Annotated in this window: 16 protein-coding genes; 9 read left to right on the top strand and 7 right to left on the bottom strand. The window is 71.8% G+C overall.

Going from position 1 to position 15,346, the window contains the following annotated elements:
* Positions 1-7: 7 nt before the first annotated feature.
* Entirely contained in the window at positions 8-1,042 is a 1,035-nt protein-coding gene (locus OIE75_RS24765; protein ID WP_307015001.1) for an alpha/beta fold hydrolase, read from the bottom strand.
* 212 nt (positions 1,043-1,254) lie between these two features.
* Between OIE75_RS24765 and OIE75_RS24760 the strand changes: the two genes are divergently transcribed.
* From OIE75_RS24760 to OIE75_RS24745, 4 genes are all read left to right on the top strand, one after another.
* Entirely contained in the window at positions 1,255-1,476 is a 222-nt protein-coding gene (locus OIE75_RS24760; RefSeq protein ID WP_125492222.1) for a hypothetical protein, read from the top strand.
* Positions 1,477-1,654: 178 nt separating this feature from the next.
* Positions 1,655-2,296: a TetR/AcrR family transcriptional regulator gene (locus OIE75_RS24755; RefSeq protein WP_055418932.1), complete on the top strand. Its 642-nt coding sequence runs from the start codon at positions 1,655-1,657 to the stop codon at positions 2,294-2,296.
* Positions 2,297-2,452: 156 nt separating this feature from the next.
* On the top strand, positions 2,453-2,680 hold the full coding sequence (locus OIE75_RS24750) for a DUF3107 domain-containing protein (protein WP_125492221.1): 228 nt from the start codon (positions 2,453-2,455) through the stop codon (positions 2,678-2,680).
* Positions 2,681-2,889: 209 nt separating this feature from the next.
* Positions 2,890-3,159: a hypothetical protein gene (locus OIE75_RS24745; protein ID WP_307015000.1), complete on the top strand. Its 270-nt coding sequence runs from the start codon at positions 2,890-2,892 to the stop codon at positions 3,157-3,159.
* 40 nt (positions 3,160-3,199) lie between these two features.
* Here OIE75_RS24745 and OIE75_RS24740 read toward each other — a convergent pair whose 3' ends face one another.
* Positions 3,200-3,973, bottom strand: a complete 774-nt coding sequence (locus OIE75_RS24740; protein ID WP_122616098.1) for a ferritin-like domain-containing protein — start codon at positions 3,971-3,973, stop codon at positions 3,200-3,202.
* Between the two features lie 493 nt (positions 3,974-4,466).
* On the opposite strand from OIE75_RS24740, the gene OIE75_RS24735 reads away from it, so the two are divergent.
* Entirely contained in the window at positions 4,467-6,959 is a 2,493-nt protein-coding gene (locus OIE75_RS24735) for a DEAD/DEAH box helicase (protein ID WP_329472166.1), read from the top strand.
* Positions 6,960-7,055: 96 nt separating this feature from the next.
* Complete coding sequence (locus OIE75_RS24730) at positions 7,056-7,952, top strand: alpha/beta fold hydrolase (protein WP_329472165.1); 897 nt, start codon at positions 7,056-7,058, stop codon at positions 7,950-7,952.
* On the opposite strand, the gene OIE75_RS24725 is transcribed toward OIE75_RS24730, so the two are convergent.
* Positions 7,949-8,842: an NYN domain-containing protein gene (locus OIE75_RS24725; protein WP_307014997.1), complete on the bottom strand. Its 894-nt coding sequence runs from the start codon at positions 8,840-8,842 to the stop codon at positions 7,949-7,951. The genes OIE75_RS24730 and OIE75_RS24725 overlap by 4 nt on opposite strands.
* A gap of 244 nt (positions 8,843-9,086) precedes the next feature.
* On the opposite strand from OIE75_RS24725, the gene OIE75_RS24720 reads away from it, so the two are divergent.
* Positions 9,087-9,239 (top strand): hypothetical protein, encoded by a 153-nt coding sequence (locus tag OIE75_RS24720; RefSeq protein WP_087807363.1) that lies wholly within the window; start codon positions 9,087-9,089, stop codon positions 9,237-9,239.
* Between the two features lie 87 nt (positions 9,240-9,326).
* Here the strand turns inward: OIE75_RS24720 and OIE75_RS24715 are convergent, their stop codons facing one another.
* The 3 genes from OIE75_RS24715 to OIE75_RS24705 form a co-directional block, all read right to left on the bottom strand.
* Positions 9,327-9,932, bottom strand: coding sequence for a MarC family protein (locus OIE75_RS24715; RefSeq protein ID WP_122616094.1), 606 nt, complete (start codon positions 9,930-9,932; stop codon positions 9,327-9,329).
* A gap of 62 nt (positions 9,933-9,994) precedes the next feature.
* Positions 9,995-10,852 carry a PHP domain-containing protein gene (locus OIE75_RS24710; RefSeq protein ID WP_329472164.1) on the bottom strand — a complete coding sequence of 286 codons (858 nt, stop codon included), beginning with the start codon at positions 10,850-10,852 and terminating at the stop codon, positions 9,995-9,997.
* A 143-nt stretch (positions 10,853-10,995) separates the two neighbouring features.
* Positions 10,996-11,637, bottom strand: a complete 642-nt coding sequence (locus OIE75_RS24705) for a DUF6758 family protein (RefSeq protein WP_329472163.1) — start codon at positions 11,635-11,637, stop codon at positions 10,996-10,998.
* 171 nt (positions 11,638-11,808) lie between these two features.
* Here OIE75_RS24705 and OIE75_RS24700 point away from each other — a divergent pair, with 171 nt between their 5' ends.
* Positions 11,809-13,068 carry an MFS transporter gene (locus tag OIE75_RS24700; RefSeq protein WP_307014993.1) on the top strand — a complete coding sequence of 420 codons (1,260 nt, stop codon included), beginning with the start codon at positions 11,809-11,811 and terminating at the stop codon, positions 13,066-13,068.
* Between the two features lie 30 nt (positions 13,069-13,098).
* Here the strand turns inward: OIE75_RS24700 and OIE75_RS24695 are convergent, their stop codons facing one another.
* Positions 13,099-13,695 carry a suppressor of fused domain protein gene (locus OIE75_RS24695; protein ID WP_122616090.1) on the bottom strand — a complete coding sequence of 199 codons (597 nt, stop codon included), beginning with the start codon at positions 13,693-13,695 and terminating at the stop codon, positions 13,099-13,101.
* A 524-nt stretch (positions 13,696-14,219) separates the two neighbouring features.
* On the opposite strand from OIE75_RS24695, the gene OIE75_RS24690 reads away from it, so the two are divergent.
* Positions 14,220-15,335 (top strand): magnesium and cobalt transport protein CorA, encoded by a 1,116-nt coding sequence (locus OIE75_RS24690; RefSeq protein WP_329472162.1) that lies wholly within the window; start codon positions 14,220-14,222, stop codon positions 15,333-15,335.
* Positions 15,336-15,346: the final 11 nt, after the last annotated feature.

Below are 15,346 nucleotides of genomic sequence, written 5' to 3'. Positions count from 1 at the left end.
TCGCGCCTCAGCCTCCTGTGCTCTGGTTGGCGGGTTCGTCGTCGACGATCCCGTCGGTCCGTTCGCCGACCGTCGGCCGCTCGGTGTCCGCGAGGAGCTCGCGGAAGGCCGTGGCCACGGTCTCCGGGTATTCCATCATCGCCACGTGACCCGCGTCCGGCAGGGTCAGCAGCCGGGAGTCACGGAAGGCGCGGACGGCCCGCCGGGCCATGCGGTAGCCGACGAGTTGGTCGCGTCCACCGTAGACCAGCAGGGTCGGTGCGAGAACCCGTTCGGCCTGTCGCCACAGACCGTACTGGCCGCCCACCGTGTACGCGTTCACGATCCCGCGGGCGGAACGCGCCATCGCGTCCCAGAAGTACGGCAGCCCCAACCGCCGCTCCATCTCCTCGACGGCGTTGCGGAAGCCCTCCGGCGAGACCTGCCCCGGATCCCCGTAGCAGAGCGCCGTCACCCCGCGGACCCGCTGTTCCGGGGTCCACTCCCGGGTGAGGCGCGAGAAGAGCGTCACCACCCCCGGCAGGGCCAGCAGCCCCGTGGGCACGGCGCTGCGCTGCACGCGGATCTCGGGCAGCGCGGGCGAGATCAAGGTCAGGGTGCGCACCAGGTCGGGCCGGGCCGCGGCGACCCGCGTGGCGACGGCGCCGCCGAGGGAGTTGCCGAAGAGGTGCACCGGGCCGCGCCCGGACGCGTCGAGGTGCCGGACGACCGCGCGGGCGTGGCCGGTGATCGAGTAGTCGCCGTCGTCCGGCGGCGGGGAGTCGCCGAAGCCGGGCAGGTCGAGCGCCTCGCTCTCGACGATCCCGTCCAGCAGCGGCATCAGCGCCGACCAGTTCTGGGAGGAGCCGCCGAGGCCATGGACGTACAGGGCGGGCGGCAGGCCGTCGCGGAGCGGTCGCCTGGAGCGCACCGTCAGGGTCATGCCGGGCAGGTGGACCGACCGGAGCCGCTCGCCGTCGGCGACCTTGACGGATCCGACCTTCGGCAGCACGTTCGCGGGCGGCGCGGTGGGCGGCTCGGAGTACGGCTCGGTCGAAGGCATGCGGCAATGTTACGAGACGATCACGCCGCTACTCGTGTGTCGGCAGTCACAGGCGAGGGTGAGCCGGTGCCGGGCCGGCGGGCGGGACGGGCGGCCCGGACCGGACGTGCGCGACGCATGGCGTCCGGATCGGGTGTCTCCTAGGCTCGTGGAGTGGGCACCCGCATGTTGCCCCCGCATCCGCGGGGACGTTCGTACGAAGGGAGCCCATCATGACCGTCGACCCGACCGATCCCGAGACCTTCGACGCCGAGACACCGAGCCCCGAGGAAATCGATGTCGAGGCACCCGACGCCGACGCGGCCGAGCAGCAGGCGGATCTCGCGCCGGAGCACGACGAACCGCTCACCGGCGCCGACACCGACCGCGCCAACGAGGCCGACCTGGCCGAGCAGGCCCGCGTCGTCTCCAGCGACGAGGACGACTACCGCTGAGTGCCGAACCGAAAGAAGGCGCATCCCTGCCCGGCCTGGCACCTTTTGAAACCTGTTGTGCGGCTTTCGGCACCGTCCGGTCCGTGAAATTCTGCGCTCGCAGCACACACACCACGGTTACCGAAAAGTACGATGACGACGCGGCGCACACCGCACGAGGACGACTATGGGAGGCGGCGTGACAGCCATCGAGCAGACAGAGGCGGTACGCCCGCGGGGCACACGCCTTCCCCGCCGAGCCCGACGCAACCAGCTGCTGGGCGCCGCACAGGAAGTGTTCGTGGCGCAGGGCTACCACGCGGCCGCGATGGACGACATCGCCGAGCGGGCCGGCGTCAGCAAGCCCGTGCTCTACCAGCACTTCCCGGGCAAGCTCGACCTCTACCTCGCCCTGCTGGACCAGCACTGCGAGGCGCTGATCCAGTCCGTGCGGAGCGCGCTCGCCTCGACGACCGACAACAAGCAGCGCGTCCGGGCGACGATGGACGCGTACTTCGCGTACGTCGAGGACGACGGCGGCGCCTTCCGCCTGGTCTTCGAGTCGGACCTGACCAACGAGCCCGCCGTGCGCGAGCGCGTCGACAAGGTCACGAACGAGTGCGCCGAGGCGATCTGCGACGTCATCGCCGAGGACACCGGCCTCTCGCGCGCCGAGTCGATGCTGCTGGCCTCCGGTCTCGGCGGCCTCGCCCAGGTGGTGGCCCGCTCCTGGCTGCACAGCGACCGCAGCGTGCCGCGCGACCAGGCGGTGCAGTTGCTGACCTCGCTGGCCTGGCGTGGCATCGCCGGCTTCCCGCTGCACGGCACCGAGCAGCACTGACGGTCGCGGTACGGGGGCGCGCGGCGGGTCTGTTCCCGCCCGCTGTTCGCTCCTGGCGTTCTCCGACGCACCGTGTACGTCCCCTCACCGGGCTAATGTGTGCTGGGTACGGCGCGGAAGATCGCGCACTTCACTGACCGTCGGAGGGACATAGCCGTGGAGGTCAAGATCGGCGTGCAGCACGCGCCCCGCGAGATCGTTCTGGAGAGCGGTCAGAGTGCCGAGGAAGTCGAGAGTGTGGTGGCCGAGGCACTGGCCGGCAAGTCGCAGCTGCTGAGCCTCGTGGACGAACACGGCCGTAAGGTCCTGGTGCCGGCCGACCGGCTCGCCTACGTCGAGATCGGCGAGCCGTCCCCGCGCAAGGTGGGCTTCGGCGCGCTGTAGCCCGAAAGCGGGACGACGGACGAAGTCGCGGGAGGGGCCCGGCGGTGCGTGTCACCGCCGGGCCCCTCCCGTTTCCGCGGAGTCGACGGAGTCGTCCCGTGCACGGGTGGAGCACAGTTCACCCACAGGGGGAGGGTTGTATTCCGCAGGTCAGGGGTAAGACGGCTGTGACCGTTCGGGCAGGCCGGCCATGTGGGAGGGACCCCGACATGCTCTTGGAAGCGCTCAGCGCCGCGATCCTCGGATTCGCCCTGGCATGGGCGGCCGTCCATCGCCTGCCGCACCGCCTCCCCGCCCGGGTCCTGGTCCTGCCGACGGGCATCGCCGGAGCGCTCTTCGGGGCGTTCGTCACGCACACCGCGCTGGGCGCCGGCGGCCTGCTGCTGGTGCTCCTGGGCTCGGTCGCGCTCTCCGCGGCCTCGCTGTCGCTGCTGCTGCGCCCCGCGGGAAGACTCCGCCGCAGCTCGGCGACCGCCTGACCGGCCGCCGAGGTCCGGGGCGGGCCCGAGCCGACAGCGGTCAGGCCGCCAGGCCCAGCGCCGCCATCCGCTTGGTGTGCGCCTCGGTGATCCGGGAGAACATCCGGCCGACCTCGGCCAGGTCGAAGCCGTCCGCGACACCGCCCACGAGCATGGTCGACAGCGCGTCCCGGTCGGCCACCACCCGCTGGGACTGCGAGAGGGCCTCGCCCATCAGCCGCCGCGCCCACAGCGCGAGCCGCCCGCCCACGCGCGGGTCGGCGTCGATCGCCGCACGGACCTTCTCCACGGCGAAACCGGCGTGCCCGGTGTCGTCGAGCACGGCCAGCACCAGCTCACGTGTGTCCGCGTCGAGGCGGGCCGCGACCTCGCGGTAGAAGTCACTGGCGATGGAGTCGCCGACGTAGGCCTTGACGAGTCCCTCCAGCCAGTCCGACGGGTCCGTCTGCTTGTGGAAGCCGTCGTAGGCGGCCACGAACGGCTCCATCGCCGCGGTCGGCTCCTCGCCGATCTCCGCGAGCCGGCCGCGCAGCCGCTCGAAGTGGTGGAACTCCGCCGACGCCATCTTCGCCAGCTCCGCCTTGTCCGCCAGCGTGGGCGCCAGCTTGGCGTCCTCCGCCAGCCGCTCGAACGCCGCCAGCTCGCCGTACGCGAGCGCGCCGAGCAGGTCCACGACGGCGGCGCGGTACTGCGGGTCGGCCGCGGCCGACGCCCAGTCCCGGGCGGCCACTCCGGTGGGGCCGGTGGCTTCGGCTGCTCCGGTGGTTTCGGCGGGGGCGTCTGCGGCGGTGCCAGGCTTGTCAGAGCTCGTCATGCAGCGCACAATAGCCCGCTCTCCGACGACGGTAAGGCCCTGGTCAGTCAGTGTGACGACGACTACGTGACCAATTCGGCCATCGCATGTGCGCGAATCCGGGGTATGGTGGTAATGCGCCTGCCGAGTATGTGACGTACGGGTACGTGACATCGTCGTCGGGCCGCACGCATGAGGATGCCCGGTCGGTGGCCCGATCGGCTCCGACCCGACAGCCCTCCCTGCCGTACGCCACAGTGCGTACGGAATCCGGAGGGGGACCCTCAGTGGTACGAGCGCTGGAGCGTCGACAGAGGTCCCGTGTCCTACGGCTCACCCGTACGGGCAGCCGACGTCCCCGACACGATCCGTCAAGACCCGCGCGCTCGCCTCGCACCACGTACACAGAAGAGGCAGCACCCTGACTACGACGTTCCGATCCCTCGGGATCCTCCCCGAGACCGCCGAAGCCCTCGAAGCCGTCGGCATCATCAACCCCTTCCCCATCCAGGAGATGACGCTCCCCGTGGCCCTGTCGGGCACGGACGTCATCGGCCAGGCCAAGACCGGCACCGGCAAGACGCTGGGCTTCGGCCTTCCGCTCCTCGAGCGCGTCACCGTCCCCGCGGACATCGAGGCGGGCCGCGCCGCGCCCGAGGCCCTGACCGACGCCCCGCAGGCCCTCGTCGTCGTCCCGACGCGCGAGCTGTGCCAGCAGGTCACCAACGACCTCCTGACCGCCGGCAAGGTCCGCAACGTGCGCGTCACCGCGATCTACGGCGGCCGCGCCTACGAGCCGCAGGTCGAGGCCCTGAAGAAGGGCGTCGACGTGATCGTCGGCACCCCGGGCCGCCTGCTGGACCTCGCGGGCCAGAAGAAGCTCAGCCTGGCGCACGTCAAGTGCCTGGTCCTCGACGAGGCCGACGAAATGCTCGACCTGGGCTTCCTGCCCGACGTCGAGAAGATCATCAACATGCTGCCGACGCGGCGCCAGACCATGCTGTTCTCGGCGACCATGCCGGGTGCGGTCATCGGACTCGCCCGCCGCTACATGTCGCAGCCCACGCACATCAGCGCCACCTCTCCGGACGACGCGGGCGCGACGGTCGCGAACACGAAGCAGTTCATCTACCGCGCGCACAACATGGACAAGCCCGAGATGGTGGCGCGCATACTGCAGGCCGACGGCCGGGGACTGGCCATGGTCTTCTGCCGCACCAAGCGCACGGCGGCCGACCTGGCCGACCAGCTCAAGCAGCGCGGTTTCGCCTCCGGCGCGGTCCACGGCGACCTCGGCCAGGGCGCCCGCGAGCAGGCCCTGCGCGCCTTCCGCAACGGCAAGGTGGACGTGCTCGTCTGCACCGACGTGGCCGCCCGCGGCATCGACGTCGAGGGCGTGACGCACGTCATCAACTACCAGTCGCCGGAAGAGGAGAAGACGTACCTGCACCGCATCGGCCGCACCGGCCGCGCGGGCGCCAAGGGTACGGCGATCACGCTGGTCGACTGGGACGACATCCCCCGCTGGCAGCTGATCGACAAGGCGCTGGACCTGGGCTTCAACGACCCGCCGGAGACGTACTCCACCTCCCCGCACCTGTACACCGACCTCGGTATCCCCGAGGGCATCAAGGGTGTGCTGCCGCGCTCGGAGCGCACCCGCGCCGGGCTCGACGCCGAGGTGCTGGAGGACCTGGGCGAGCCGGGCGGCCGCGGTGGCCGTACCCGCGGTGGCCGTGGCGGCCGGGACGAGTCCCGCTCCGCCGAGCGCGAGCGTTCCTCCCGTGAGACGCCGCGTCGCCGCCGCCGGATGCGCGGCGGGGCTCCGGTGGACGCGGACACCTCCGCGAGCGCCGCGGCCGAGGCCGTGACCGGCGGTGCCGACGGCGCCACGGGCACGGACGAGGCAGGTGCGCCCCGCACGCTGCGCCGCCGCCGTCGTACGCGTGGCGGGGAGCCGTCGCGCCGTCCGGTGCAGGCCGCCACGGCCGACGCCCCGGTCGCGCAGGCCGCCGAGGACAGCGCGGTCGCGGTCTCCGAGGTCACCGACGTGGCTCAGGCCGCGGAGGTCGTGGAGACCCCGGCCAAGCCGCGTCGCCGCCGTACCCGCAAGTCGGCCGAGGCGCCGGCCGCTCCGCTGGAGACCACGCCCGCGACCGAGCCTGCGGCCACCGCCACGGCGGTCGTCGAGGCCCCGGTCGTCGAGGCACCCGTGGAGACCAAGCCGCGCCGCACGCGCAAGACGGCCGCCCCGAAGGCGGAGCCCGCCGCCAAGGCGGAAGCGGTCGCCACCAAGGCGGAGGCCGTCGCCGACACCGCCGAGGGCACGGAGACCAAGCCGCGCCGCCGCACCCGCAAGGCCGCCACCGCCGAGCCCGTCGAGGCGACCGAGGCCACCCAGGCCCCGGAGACCGCCGAGGCCAAGCCCCGCCGCACCCGCAAGACCGCCGCCGCCAAGGCGGAGGCCGTCGCGGACACCGCCGAAGGCACCGAGGCCAAGCCCCGCCGCCGCACCCGTAAGGCCACCCAGGCCGCGGGGGATTCGGCCGAGGCCACCGAGGCCACCGCCGGTATCCCGGCACAGACGGCGCCGGAGACGGAGGCGGTCGAGGCCAAGCCCCGACGCACCCGGAAGACCACCGCCGCCAAGGCCGAGGCCGTAGCCGACACCGCCGAAGGCACGGAGACCAAGCCGCGCCGCCGCACCCGCAAGGCCGCCACCGCCGAGCCCGTCGAGGCGACCGACGAAGCGGTCGAGGCCAAGCCCCGACGCACCCGCAAGGCCACCGCCGCCAAGGCCGAGGCCGTAGCCGACACCGCCGAAGGCACCGAGGCCAAGCCCCGCCGCCGCACCCGCAAGGCCACCCAGGCCGCGGAGCCGGCCGAGGCCACCGCCGGTATCCCGGCACAGGCCGTCGAGGCGCCGGACGAGGCGAAGCCGAAGGCCCGCCGCACCCGTAAGGCGGCCGCGGCCGCCACGCAGCCCGCGGAGTCCGGCGAGAGCTGATCCGCACCGCGTACCCGGACGTCGGCCCGGTCCCGCCACCCAGGCGGGGCCGGGCCGACGGCGTTCCCGCGCGCCACCGACCGATAGCCTCTGCCCGTGAGCAGGAACGCCGCCTTCAGTCCACCGCCCGGCGCCCGCGCGTACCGGATGTCCACCGCGCGCGGTGAGTTCGCCGTCGTCGACTCGCCCGTGGCCGACGGGGTGGCGGCGCGGGGAACGGTCCTGATGCTGCCCGGGTTCACCGGCAGCAAGGAGGACTTCACGCTGCTGCACGCACCGCTGGGGGCGCGCGGGTACCGTACGGTCGCCGTCGACGGGCGGGGGCAGTACGAGTCGGACGGCCCCGAGGACGACGAGGCCGGCTACGCGCGCCCCGAGCTGGCCCGGGACGTACTCGCGCAGGTCGCCGCCCTCGGGACGCGCGTCCATCTCGTCGGGCACTCCCTCGGCGGCCAGATCGCGCGGGCCGCCGTCCTGCTCGACCACGCCCCCTTCGTCTCCCTCACGCTGGTCTCCTCGGGCCCGGCGCGGATCTCCGAGTCCCAGCGGCTGCGCGTGAAGCTGCTGCGGGACGCGCTCGACACCATGACGATGACCGAGGTCTGGCAGGTGATGCAGGCCATGGGGCCGCCCGAGGAGGTCGGTGCCCCGGCCCCCGCCCACGGCCCGGAGGACCCGGTGCGGCTGCGCGAGCGCTGGCTGGGCACCAGATCCGCCCAACTGCGCGCGACGGGGAGGCAGTTGTGCACGGAGCCGGACCGGGTCGCGGAGCTGGCCGCGCTGGCGCTGCCGTATCACGTGCTGTCCGGCGCCTACGACGACACCTGGCCCATCCCTCTTCTGGACGAGATGGCCGTACGCCTGGACGCGCGCCGGACCGTGATCGCCGGCGCCGAGCACTCCCCCAACACAGACCAGCCCCTGCCGACCGCCCGCGCACTCGCCGACTTCTGGGACGGCGTCCCCCGGCTCTCCGCGGAGGCCGGACCCTAGTACTGCGCCCGCAGGTGCTCCCAGAAGCCGTCCCGCAGGGCCCGTCTCAGGTCGGCCTGGCCGCGCAGCGAGTACTGGAGCAGGCCCTCGGCCTCCACCAGCAGGTCCTGGTCGACCGAGCCGGGGAGGTAGGGGTGGCCGGGGAGGAGCTCCAGCAGGGTGTCGCGGCCGCGGGCGGCCAGCCACTTCGCCGCGATCTGCGCGCCCACGAAGCGGACGTCCTCGCGGGCCGGCCGGGTGCCCGCCGCGTCGAAGGCATGGGCGGCACGCCGGGAGACGTACGGCTTGAAGAACTCCAGGTCGAAGGTGCGCTGACTGTCGACCTCCCAGAGCAGCGGGTCGGCCTGGTTGCGGCCGTCGGGCGCCTCGATGCCCCACAGGTGGACGCGGGCGCCGTACCCCTGCGCCGCCTCGACCGCGGAGACCAGGTCCTCGTCGCCGCCGAGCAGCGCCGCGTCGCTGATGGCGCGGTACCGGGCGAGGGACTCCAGGTCGGAGCGGATGAGTGAGTCGACGCCCTTCTGCTGGTTGTTGGCGTTGAGGTTGCCCAGGCGCACCTTGACGTCCGGCAGTTCGGCGATGGACTGCTGCTCGGCGGTGTGGATGCGGCGGCGGGCGCCGTCGTACCAGTAGACGCGGAGCAGGCGGCTGTCCGCGAAGATGGTGCGCGCCTTGTCGATGAGCGCCTCGATCAGGCCCTCGGCGTCCAGGTCGAAGGCCCGGCGGTCCTCGGTCCCGGTCACCAGCCGCCCCGCCGCCGCGTACAGGTATCCGGCGTCGACGAAGATCGCGTGGGTCGAGGGTGTCTTCGCCACCTCGGCGAGCATGCGCAGCAGCAGCTCGTTGGTGCGGTCGATACGAGCGTTCAAGGACGCGAGGTCGGCGTTCATCGCCTCCATTGTCCCGGCGGTCACGCTACGAACACAACTGGTCCCGGTCAGTCTTGTAACGGACACTTGGCGCACGGCAACAAGCCGCTTACCTGTCAGTAATTAGTCGTTCGAAAAATTTCCTTAGCGTAGGGAATGTTTGCATCGGGCATCCCGTTGACTCCTACGGAAGCCCGGGCACCGACGACCCAGGAGCCACACCAGTAGTTCTCCTCAGGAGGATGACCAGATCAAGGGAGAGGCCATGCGCTTTGAAGTCATGCGACTCGACGATGTCGACGGGACCCCCGTCGACACGACTGTCGTGGACGCCGCCTCCGTAAACCGGATCGTCCAGCAGGCCGCCGCCATCGGACAGCGCCTGTGGATCCGCCCCGCCGAACCTTCGGCCTTGTAGCGCGGACCCTTCACACACACCCGGGGCCCCCGTACGGAACGCCGTACGGGGGCCCCGTGCGTGTCGGGTGCGGGGCCGGGACCGCGCTCAGGCGCCCTGGATCACCTGCGTGACACCGTTGATGATCTGCTGGACCGCGATCGCGGAGAGCATCATGCCCGCGAGCCGGGTCACCAGGACCACGCCGCCGTCCTTGATGACGCGGATGATCAGCAGCGAGTACCGCATCACCAGCCACAGCACCACGTGGATGGCGAGGATCGCCGCCCACACCGAGACCTGGCCGGTCACCCCGTCCGCCTTCTGCACGGCGAGGATGACCGACACGATCGCCCCGGGCCCCGCGAGCAGCGGCATGCCCAGCGGCACCAGCGCCACGTTGACGTCCTTGGTCTGCTTCGGCTCGTCCGTCTTGCCGGTGAGCAGGTCGAGGGCGATCAGCAGGAGCAGCAGCCCGCCCGCGATCATCAGGGCGGGCACGGACACGTGCAGGTAGTCGAGGATCTGGTGCCCGAGCAGACCGAACACGGTGATCACGCCACCGGCGACGCAGACCGCCTGGAGGGCCATCCGCCGCTGCACCTTGGCGGGGCGCCCGGAGGTCAGCGCGAGGAAGATCGGGGTGATCCCCGGGGGATCCATGATGACGAAGAGGGTCAGGAAGAGGGAGCCGAAGACGGCGAGGTCGAACATGGGTGAGCTACTGGCCTTGCGAGAGAGGACGGGAGAGGGGCAGGTCGCGCGGGAGGTGAGGCTCAGGCCCCGCCGGCCCCCGGCACGGGGAACGCCCCGAACGCCCGTCGCGTGATCTCCCCGTACACCTCGGGGTCGGTCGTGTACTGGCCGAGCACGCAGGTCTTCCGGCTGCCGTGGTAGTCACTGGAGCCGGTCGTCAGGAGCCCCAGCTCCTTCGCGACCCCGCGCAGCCGTGCCCGGGTGTCCGCGTCGTGGTCCATGTGGTCGACCTCGATGCCGTCGAGCCCGGCGGCGGCCAGGTCGGCGATCGCGGTCTCCGGCACGGTGCGGCCCCGCTTGACGGCGGCCGGGTGGGCGAAGACGGCGACCCCGCCGGCGCCCTTGATCAGCCGGAGCGCCTCGAAGGGGTCGGTCTCGTGCTTCTCGACGAAGGCCCGGCCGCCGTCGGCCAGCCAGTCCGCCGTGAAGGCGTCGCCCACCGTCGGCACCACGCCGAGTTCCACCAGCGCGGTGGCCACGTGCGGCCGCCCGACCGAGCCGTCGCCGGCGATGCGGGCGACCTGCTCCCAGGTGACGGGCACGCCCAGGCCGTTGAGCTTCTCGACCATGCCACGGGCCCGCGGCACGCGGTCGTCGCGGACCAGCTCGCGCTCGGCGAGCAGGGCGGGCTCCTCGGGGTCGAAGAGGTAGGCCAGCATGTGCATGCTGACGCCGTCGAGTCGGCAGGAGAGCTCGGCCCCGGTGACCAGGGTCAGTCCCTCGGGCAGCGCGGCGAGGGCCTCGGCGTGGCCACGGGTGGTGTCGTGGTCGGTCAGCGCGACGACGTCGAGACCGGCCGTGGCGGCCTTGCGCACCAGCTGGGCCGGGGTGTCCGTGCCGTCGGACGCGGTGGAGTGGGTGTGCAGATCGATGCGCACGACGCTGACTCCAAACGGCGACGGGACGGAAGGGGACGCTCGAGGACAAGAAGGGAACCGCTCAAGGATAACCGGTGCCACACCCCGCCCTGTCACACCCGCAAGGGCCCTGCACCCCCTACACCCGGCCCGCGCCGAGGCGCCTAGGGCTGGAGCAGCCGAGGCGACAAGGCCCCGCACGGCACCAGGTCGATCTCGGCGCCCGCGTCCCGCAGGTCGGTCAGCACCAGTTCCTCGTACATCAGCAGCCCCGACCGCTCGGGCCACACGACGGCCCACAGCCACATGCCCAGGGCCTCCCCGGCGAAGACCGCGCGGTCGACGGGGCCGCCCGAGACGTGCCAGAGGGGGGTCGGACGCCCGGCGGCCAGGACCTTGGCCTGAGCCGGCTTCTCCACGTCCATGTACGGCCCCGGATCGGGGGCGTCGAGGCCGGCGTAGCGCGCGCCCAGACCGACACCGAGCTCCTCGGCGATCAGGATCAGCTCACCGATGCCGCCGAGCGGTCCCGGTCCGGAACAGGCCACCGCGGTCGCGCGGCCACCGGTGCGGTCGTCGCCCGCGCAGGCCACCCCGGTGAACAGCCAGCCGACCGGCAACGGCCAGGGCATCCAGACCGGCACCTGGGTGCGGTGCACCACGACACCGAGCGCCTCGACGCTGGGCGGGAGCACGGGCTGGAGCGGATGCACGGTGCCGTGCAGGTCGCACTGCCAGGAATCGGCGAAGAGACCGGGAGCCCTGACCCGGCCACCACACTTCGGGCAACTGGGTTCGCCCCTCATACAGCCCCACGGTCCTACCCTCGCTCCCCCACGTCAAGGACGATCACCCATCCGGAGGGAAGCCCGCGCCCCGGGTCCACATCCGCGAGATTAGATGTACGTTGCATTATTTAGCCGACCTAACTTAGTATGTGTAAACACCAACCATCTCGTCGGCATTGGAGCACTGGCATGGACCCCTTCGACGCGGGTGCGGGCGGCATCCTGCGACAGCCCAAGGCGGTGTGGGCGACGGCCGGCGCGTCCGTCGTGGCCTTCATGGGCATCGGGCTCGTCGACCCGATCCTGCCGTCCATCGCGAAGGGCCTGGACGCGAGCGCCGGCCAGGTCTCCCTGCTGTTCACCTCGTACTTCCTCATCACCGCGCTCGCGATGCTGGTCACCGGCTTCGTCTCCAGCCGTATCGGCGGACGCAAGACCCTGCTGCTCGGCCTGGCCTTCGTCGTGGTCTTCGCGGGCCTCGCGGGCACCTCGGACACGGTCGGCCAGCTCGTCGGCTACCGGGCCGGCTGGGGCCTGGGCAACGCGCTGTTCGTCTCGACCGCCCTCGCCGTCATCGTCGGCGCCGCGGCCGGGGGCAGCGCGGCGGCGATCCTGCTCTACGAGTCCGCGCTCGGCCTCGGCATGGCGTGCGGCCCGCTGCTCGGCGCACTGCTCGGCGACGCCAGCTGGCGCTACCCGTTCTTCGGCACGGCCTTCCTGATGGCGATCGGCTTCCTGTGCATCACCGTGTTCCTCAAGGAACAGCCGAAGCCGGCCCGCAAGACGTCCCTGCTCGACCCGATCAGGGCGCTCGGCCACGGCGGCCTCGCCTCCGCCGCCGTCTCGGCCTTCTTCTACAACTACACGTTCTTCACGGTGCTGGCCTTCACGCCGTTCGTACTGAACATGACCCCGTACAAGTCCGGCGCGGTGTTCTTCGCCTGGGGTGTGCTGCTCGCCGTCTTCTCGGTCCTCGTGGCGCCGCGCATGCAGAAGCGGTTCGGCTCGCTGAAGGTGCTCGGCGGCTCGCTGGTGCTGCTCGCGGCCGACGTACTGGTCCTCGGCTACGGCAACCACACCGCCGCGATCGTCTGCACGATCCTGTCCGGCGCGTTCATCGGTGTGAACAACACCGTCTACACCGAGCTGGCCCTCGGGGTGTCGGACGCGCCGCGGCCCGTGGCGAGCGCCGGGTACAACTTCGTGCGCTGGTTCGCGGCGGCGGCCGCGCCCTACTTCGCGCCGAAGATCGAGGAATGGACCGACATCCACATCCCGTTCGTGGTGGCGGCCGTCACCGCCGTGCTGGGCGCGGTCGTGGTCCTCGTACGGCGCCGGGCGCTCACCCTCCCCCACTCTCGGCTTCGCTCGAGCGGGGGGACCCCCATGGCGGAGGAGCCGGAGACCGGGCACGCGACCGAGGACAGCGTCACCGTCTTCACCAACTGAGGAGCGGGGAGGCGTACTTGGTGAGTTCCGTCACTCCAGTGGGACGGACCTGCGGGACGGGTCGCGCAGGTCCGTCCCGTGCGTCAGCCAGCGCTCCTGGAGGGCCTGCGCGCCGTGCACGCGCTTCCAGGCCGCCTCGTTCGGCGTCATCGGCAGCAGCGGCAGGAACCGTACGGGGTCCAGCGGAGCGTCCAGCTCCAGGTCCTCGACCAGGCCGCCCGGCTCGGCGACCAGGACCGAGGTGAACGGCGCCCCGGGCCACAGCGCCTCCCCCACGTCCAGCGAGGCGCCCGGCGCCACGATCACGCCCTCGACCTGCGGGGAGGCCGCCAGCACGGCGAGCGGCCGCAGCACCTTGCCGGTGTCGGCGAGGCCGGCCCGGACGGAGAGCACCAGCTCGGCGCGGGGCCCCTTGACCGGGTCGGCGAGCGGGGCGGTGGGGTCCGCCATGGGCTGCGCCGACATGCCGAGGGTGGCGTAGCGGACGATGTCGCCCTCCTGGCCCGCGGCGGGGAAGCGCAGCACCTCGATGCGGTCGGTGCCGAGGAAGGTGACCGCCGCGCGTGCGTCCGGTTCGCCCAGCGCGCTGCGCAACCGGGCCTCCACCAGAGGAAGAACATCAGCCATGCGGCGAGCATAGAACTCGTCGTGAACCGGCAAAGCGGCGCCTTGACACCTTGGGTGACTGGTACTGTGGGCCAGCGGTTCGGGGCAGCGCTCAGCGCATCGCGATCAAGCACCCGACGCTATGAAGACTCCCCTACGGGGAACCCCTCCAAACAAGGGGTATGGATCGTCCCTCACGAGGGACCGGCCGGAGGAGGTGGGCGGCATGGACCGAAGTCGACCGTGCAGTACCACCCGCTCTTCCGGCCACTGACGCAGCTGTTCCGGTTCCTGCCGCTGCCGCTTTCCGTCCGCGCGCCCTTCACGCGGAAGAGCACTTCGTCTCGTAGTGCCTGATCCGATCCATCGACGCCCCTCGCGTCGATCCGTGTCAGCAGCTGAATCAGCAGCGAAGCCGGCCACCGCGACGGTGCGGTGCCCCCCGCTTTGTGGACGCGCCGAGCACGCGTAGCCAGGACGTCCCCATTCCGGGCGGTTCCACCCGTCTCCGGCCCCGTTCGCTGCCCGTCGCGAAGGAGCCTGCCATGTCGATGATCCGTGACCTGCGCGCCGCGGTCCGCCCGTCCCGCGTCTCTCTGCGCAAGGACACCGGCGCCTACGACACCACCCGCGACCCGGGCAACCCGTCCGCCGTCGTCGACTGCGCCGTCTACCGCGACGGTGCTCGCGTCGAGACGGACACGCCGCTGACCCCGCACACGGCGATGCGCCAGGTGCGCCGCGACGGCGGCTTCGTGTGGATCGGTCTGCACGAGCCCACCGAGGACGAGTTCGCCGGTATCGCCCGGGAGTTCGGTCTGCACCCGCTGGCCGTGGAGGACGCCGTCCAGGCCCACCAGCGGCCCAAGCTGGAGCGCTACGACGACTCCCTGTTCACCGTCTTCAAGACCATCCACTACGTCGACCACGACGAGCTGACCGCCAGCAGCGAGGTCGTCGAGACCGGCGAGGTCATGTGCTTCACCGGGCGGGACTTCTTCATCACCGTCCGGCACGGCGGCAAGGGCTCCCTGCGCGCGCTGCGGCACCGGCTCCAGGAGGACCCCGAGCTGCTGCTCAAGGGCCCCTCGGCGGTGCTGCACGCCATCGCCGACCACGTCGTGGACGGCTACATCGCGGTCGCCGACGCGGTGCAGGACGACATCGACGAGGTCGAGACGGAGGTGTTCTCGCCGGGCCGCAAGGGCAGCCCGCGCGGCACGGACGCCGGCCGGATCTACCAACTCAAGCGCGAGGTGCTGGAGTTCAAGCGGGCGGTGGCGCCGCTGCTGCGCCCCATGCTGCTGCTGAGCGAGCGGCCGATGCGGCTGATCGACCCCGAGATCCAGAAGTACTTCCGGGACGTCGCCGACCACGTGGCCCGGGTGCAGGAACAGGTCGTGGGCTTCGACGAGCTGCTGAACTCGATCCTCCAGGCCAACCTCGCCCAGGCGTCCGTCGCGCAGAACGAGGACATGCGCAAGATCACCTCGTGGGCGGCGATCATCGCCGTACCGACGATGGTGTGCGGGGTGTACGGGATGAACTTCGACTACATGCCGGAGACCCACTGGAAGTTCGGGTATCCGCTGGTCCTGTCCGTCACCGTCGTCCTCTGCCTGGGCATCCACCGCACGCTCAAGCGCAACGGCTGGCTCTGACCGGGGCGGAC

This window comes from Streptomyces sp. NBC_01723, assembly GCF_036246005.1.
In the GTDB taxonomy this organism is placed as follows: Bacteria; Actinomycetota; Actinomycetes; order Streptomycetales; family Streptomycetaceae; genus Streptomyces.
The sequence above is the reverse complement of the archived record's forward strand: the minus strand, read 5'-3'. Positions and strand labels throughout refer to the sequence as shown.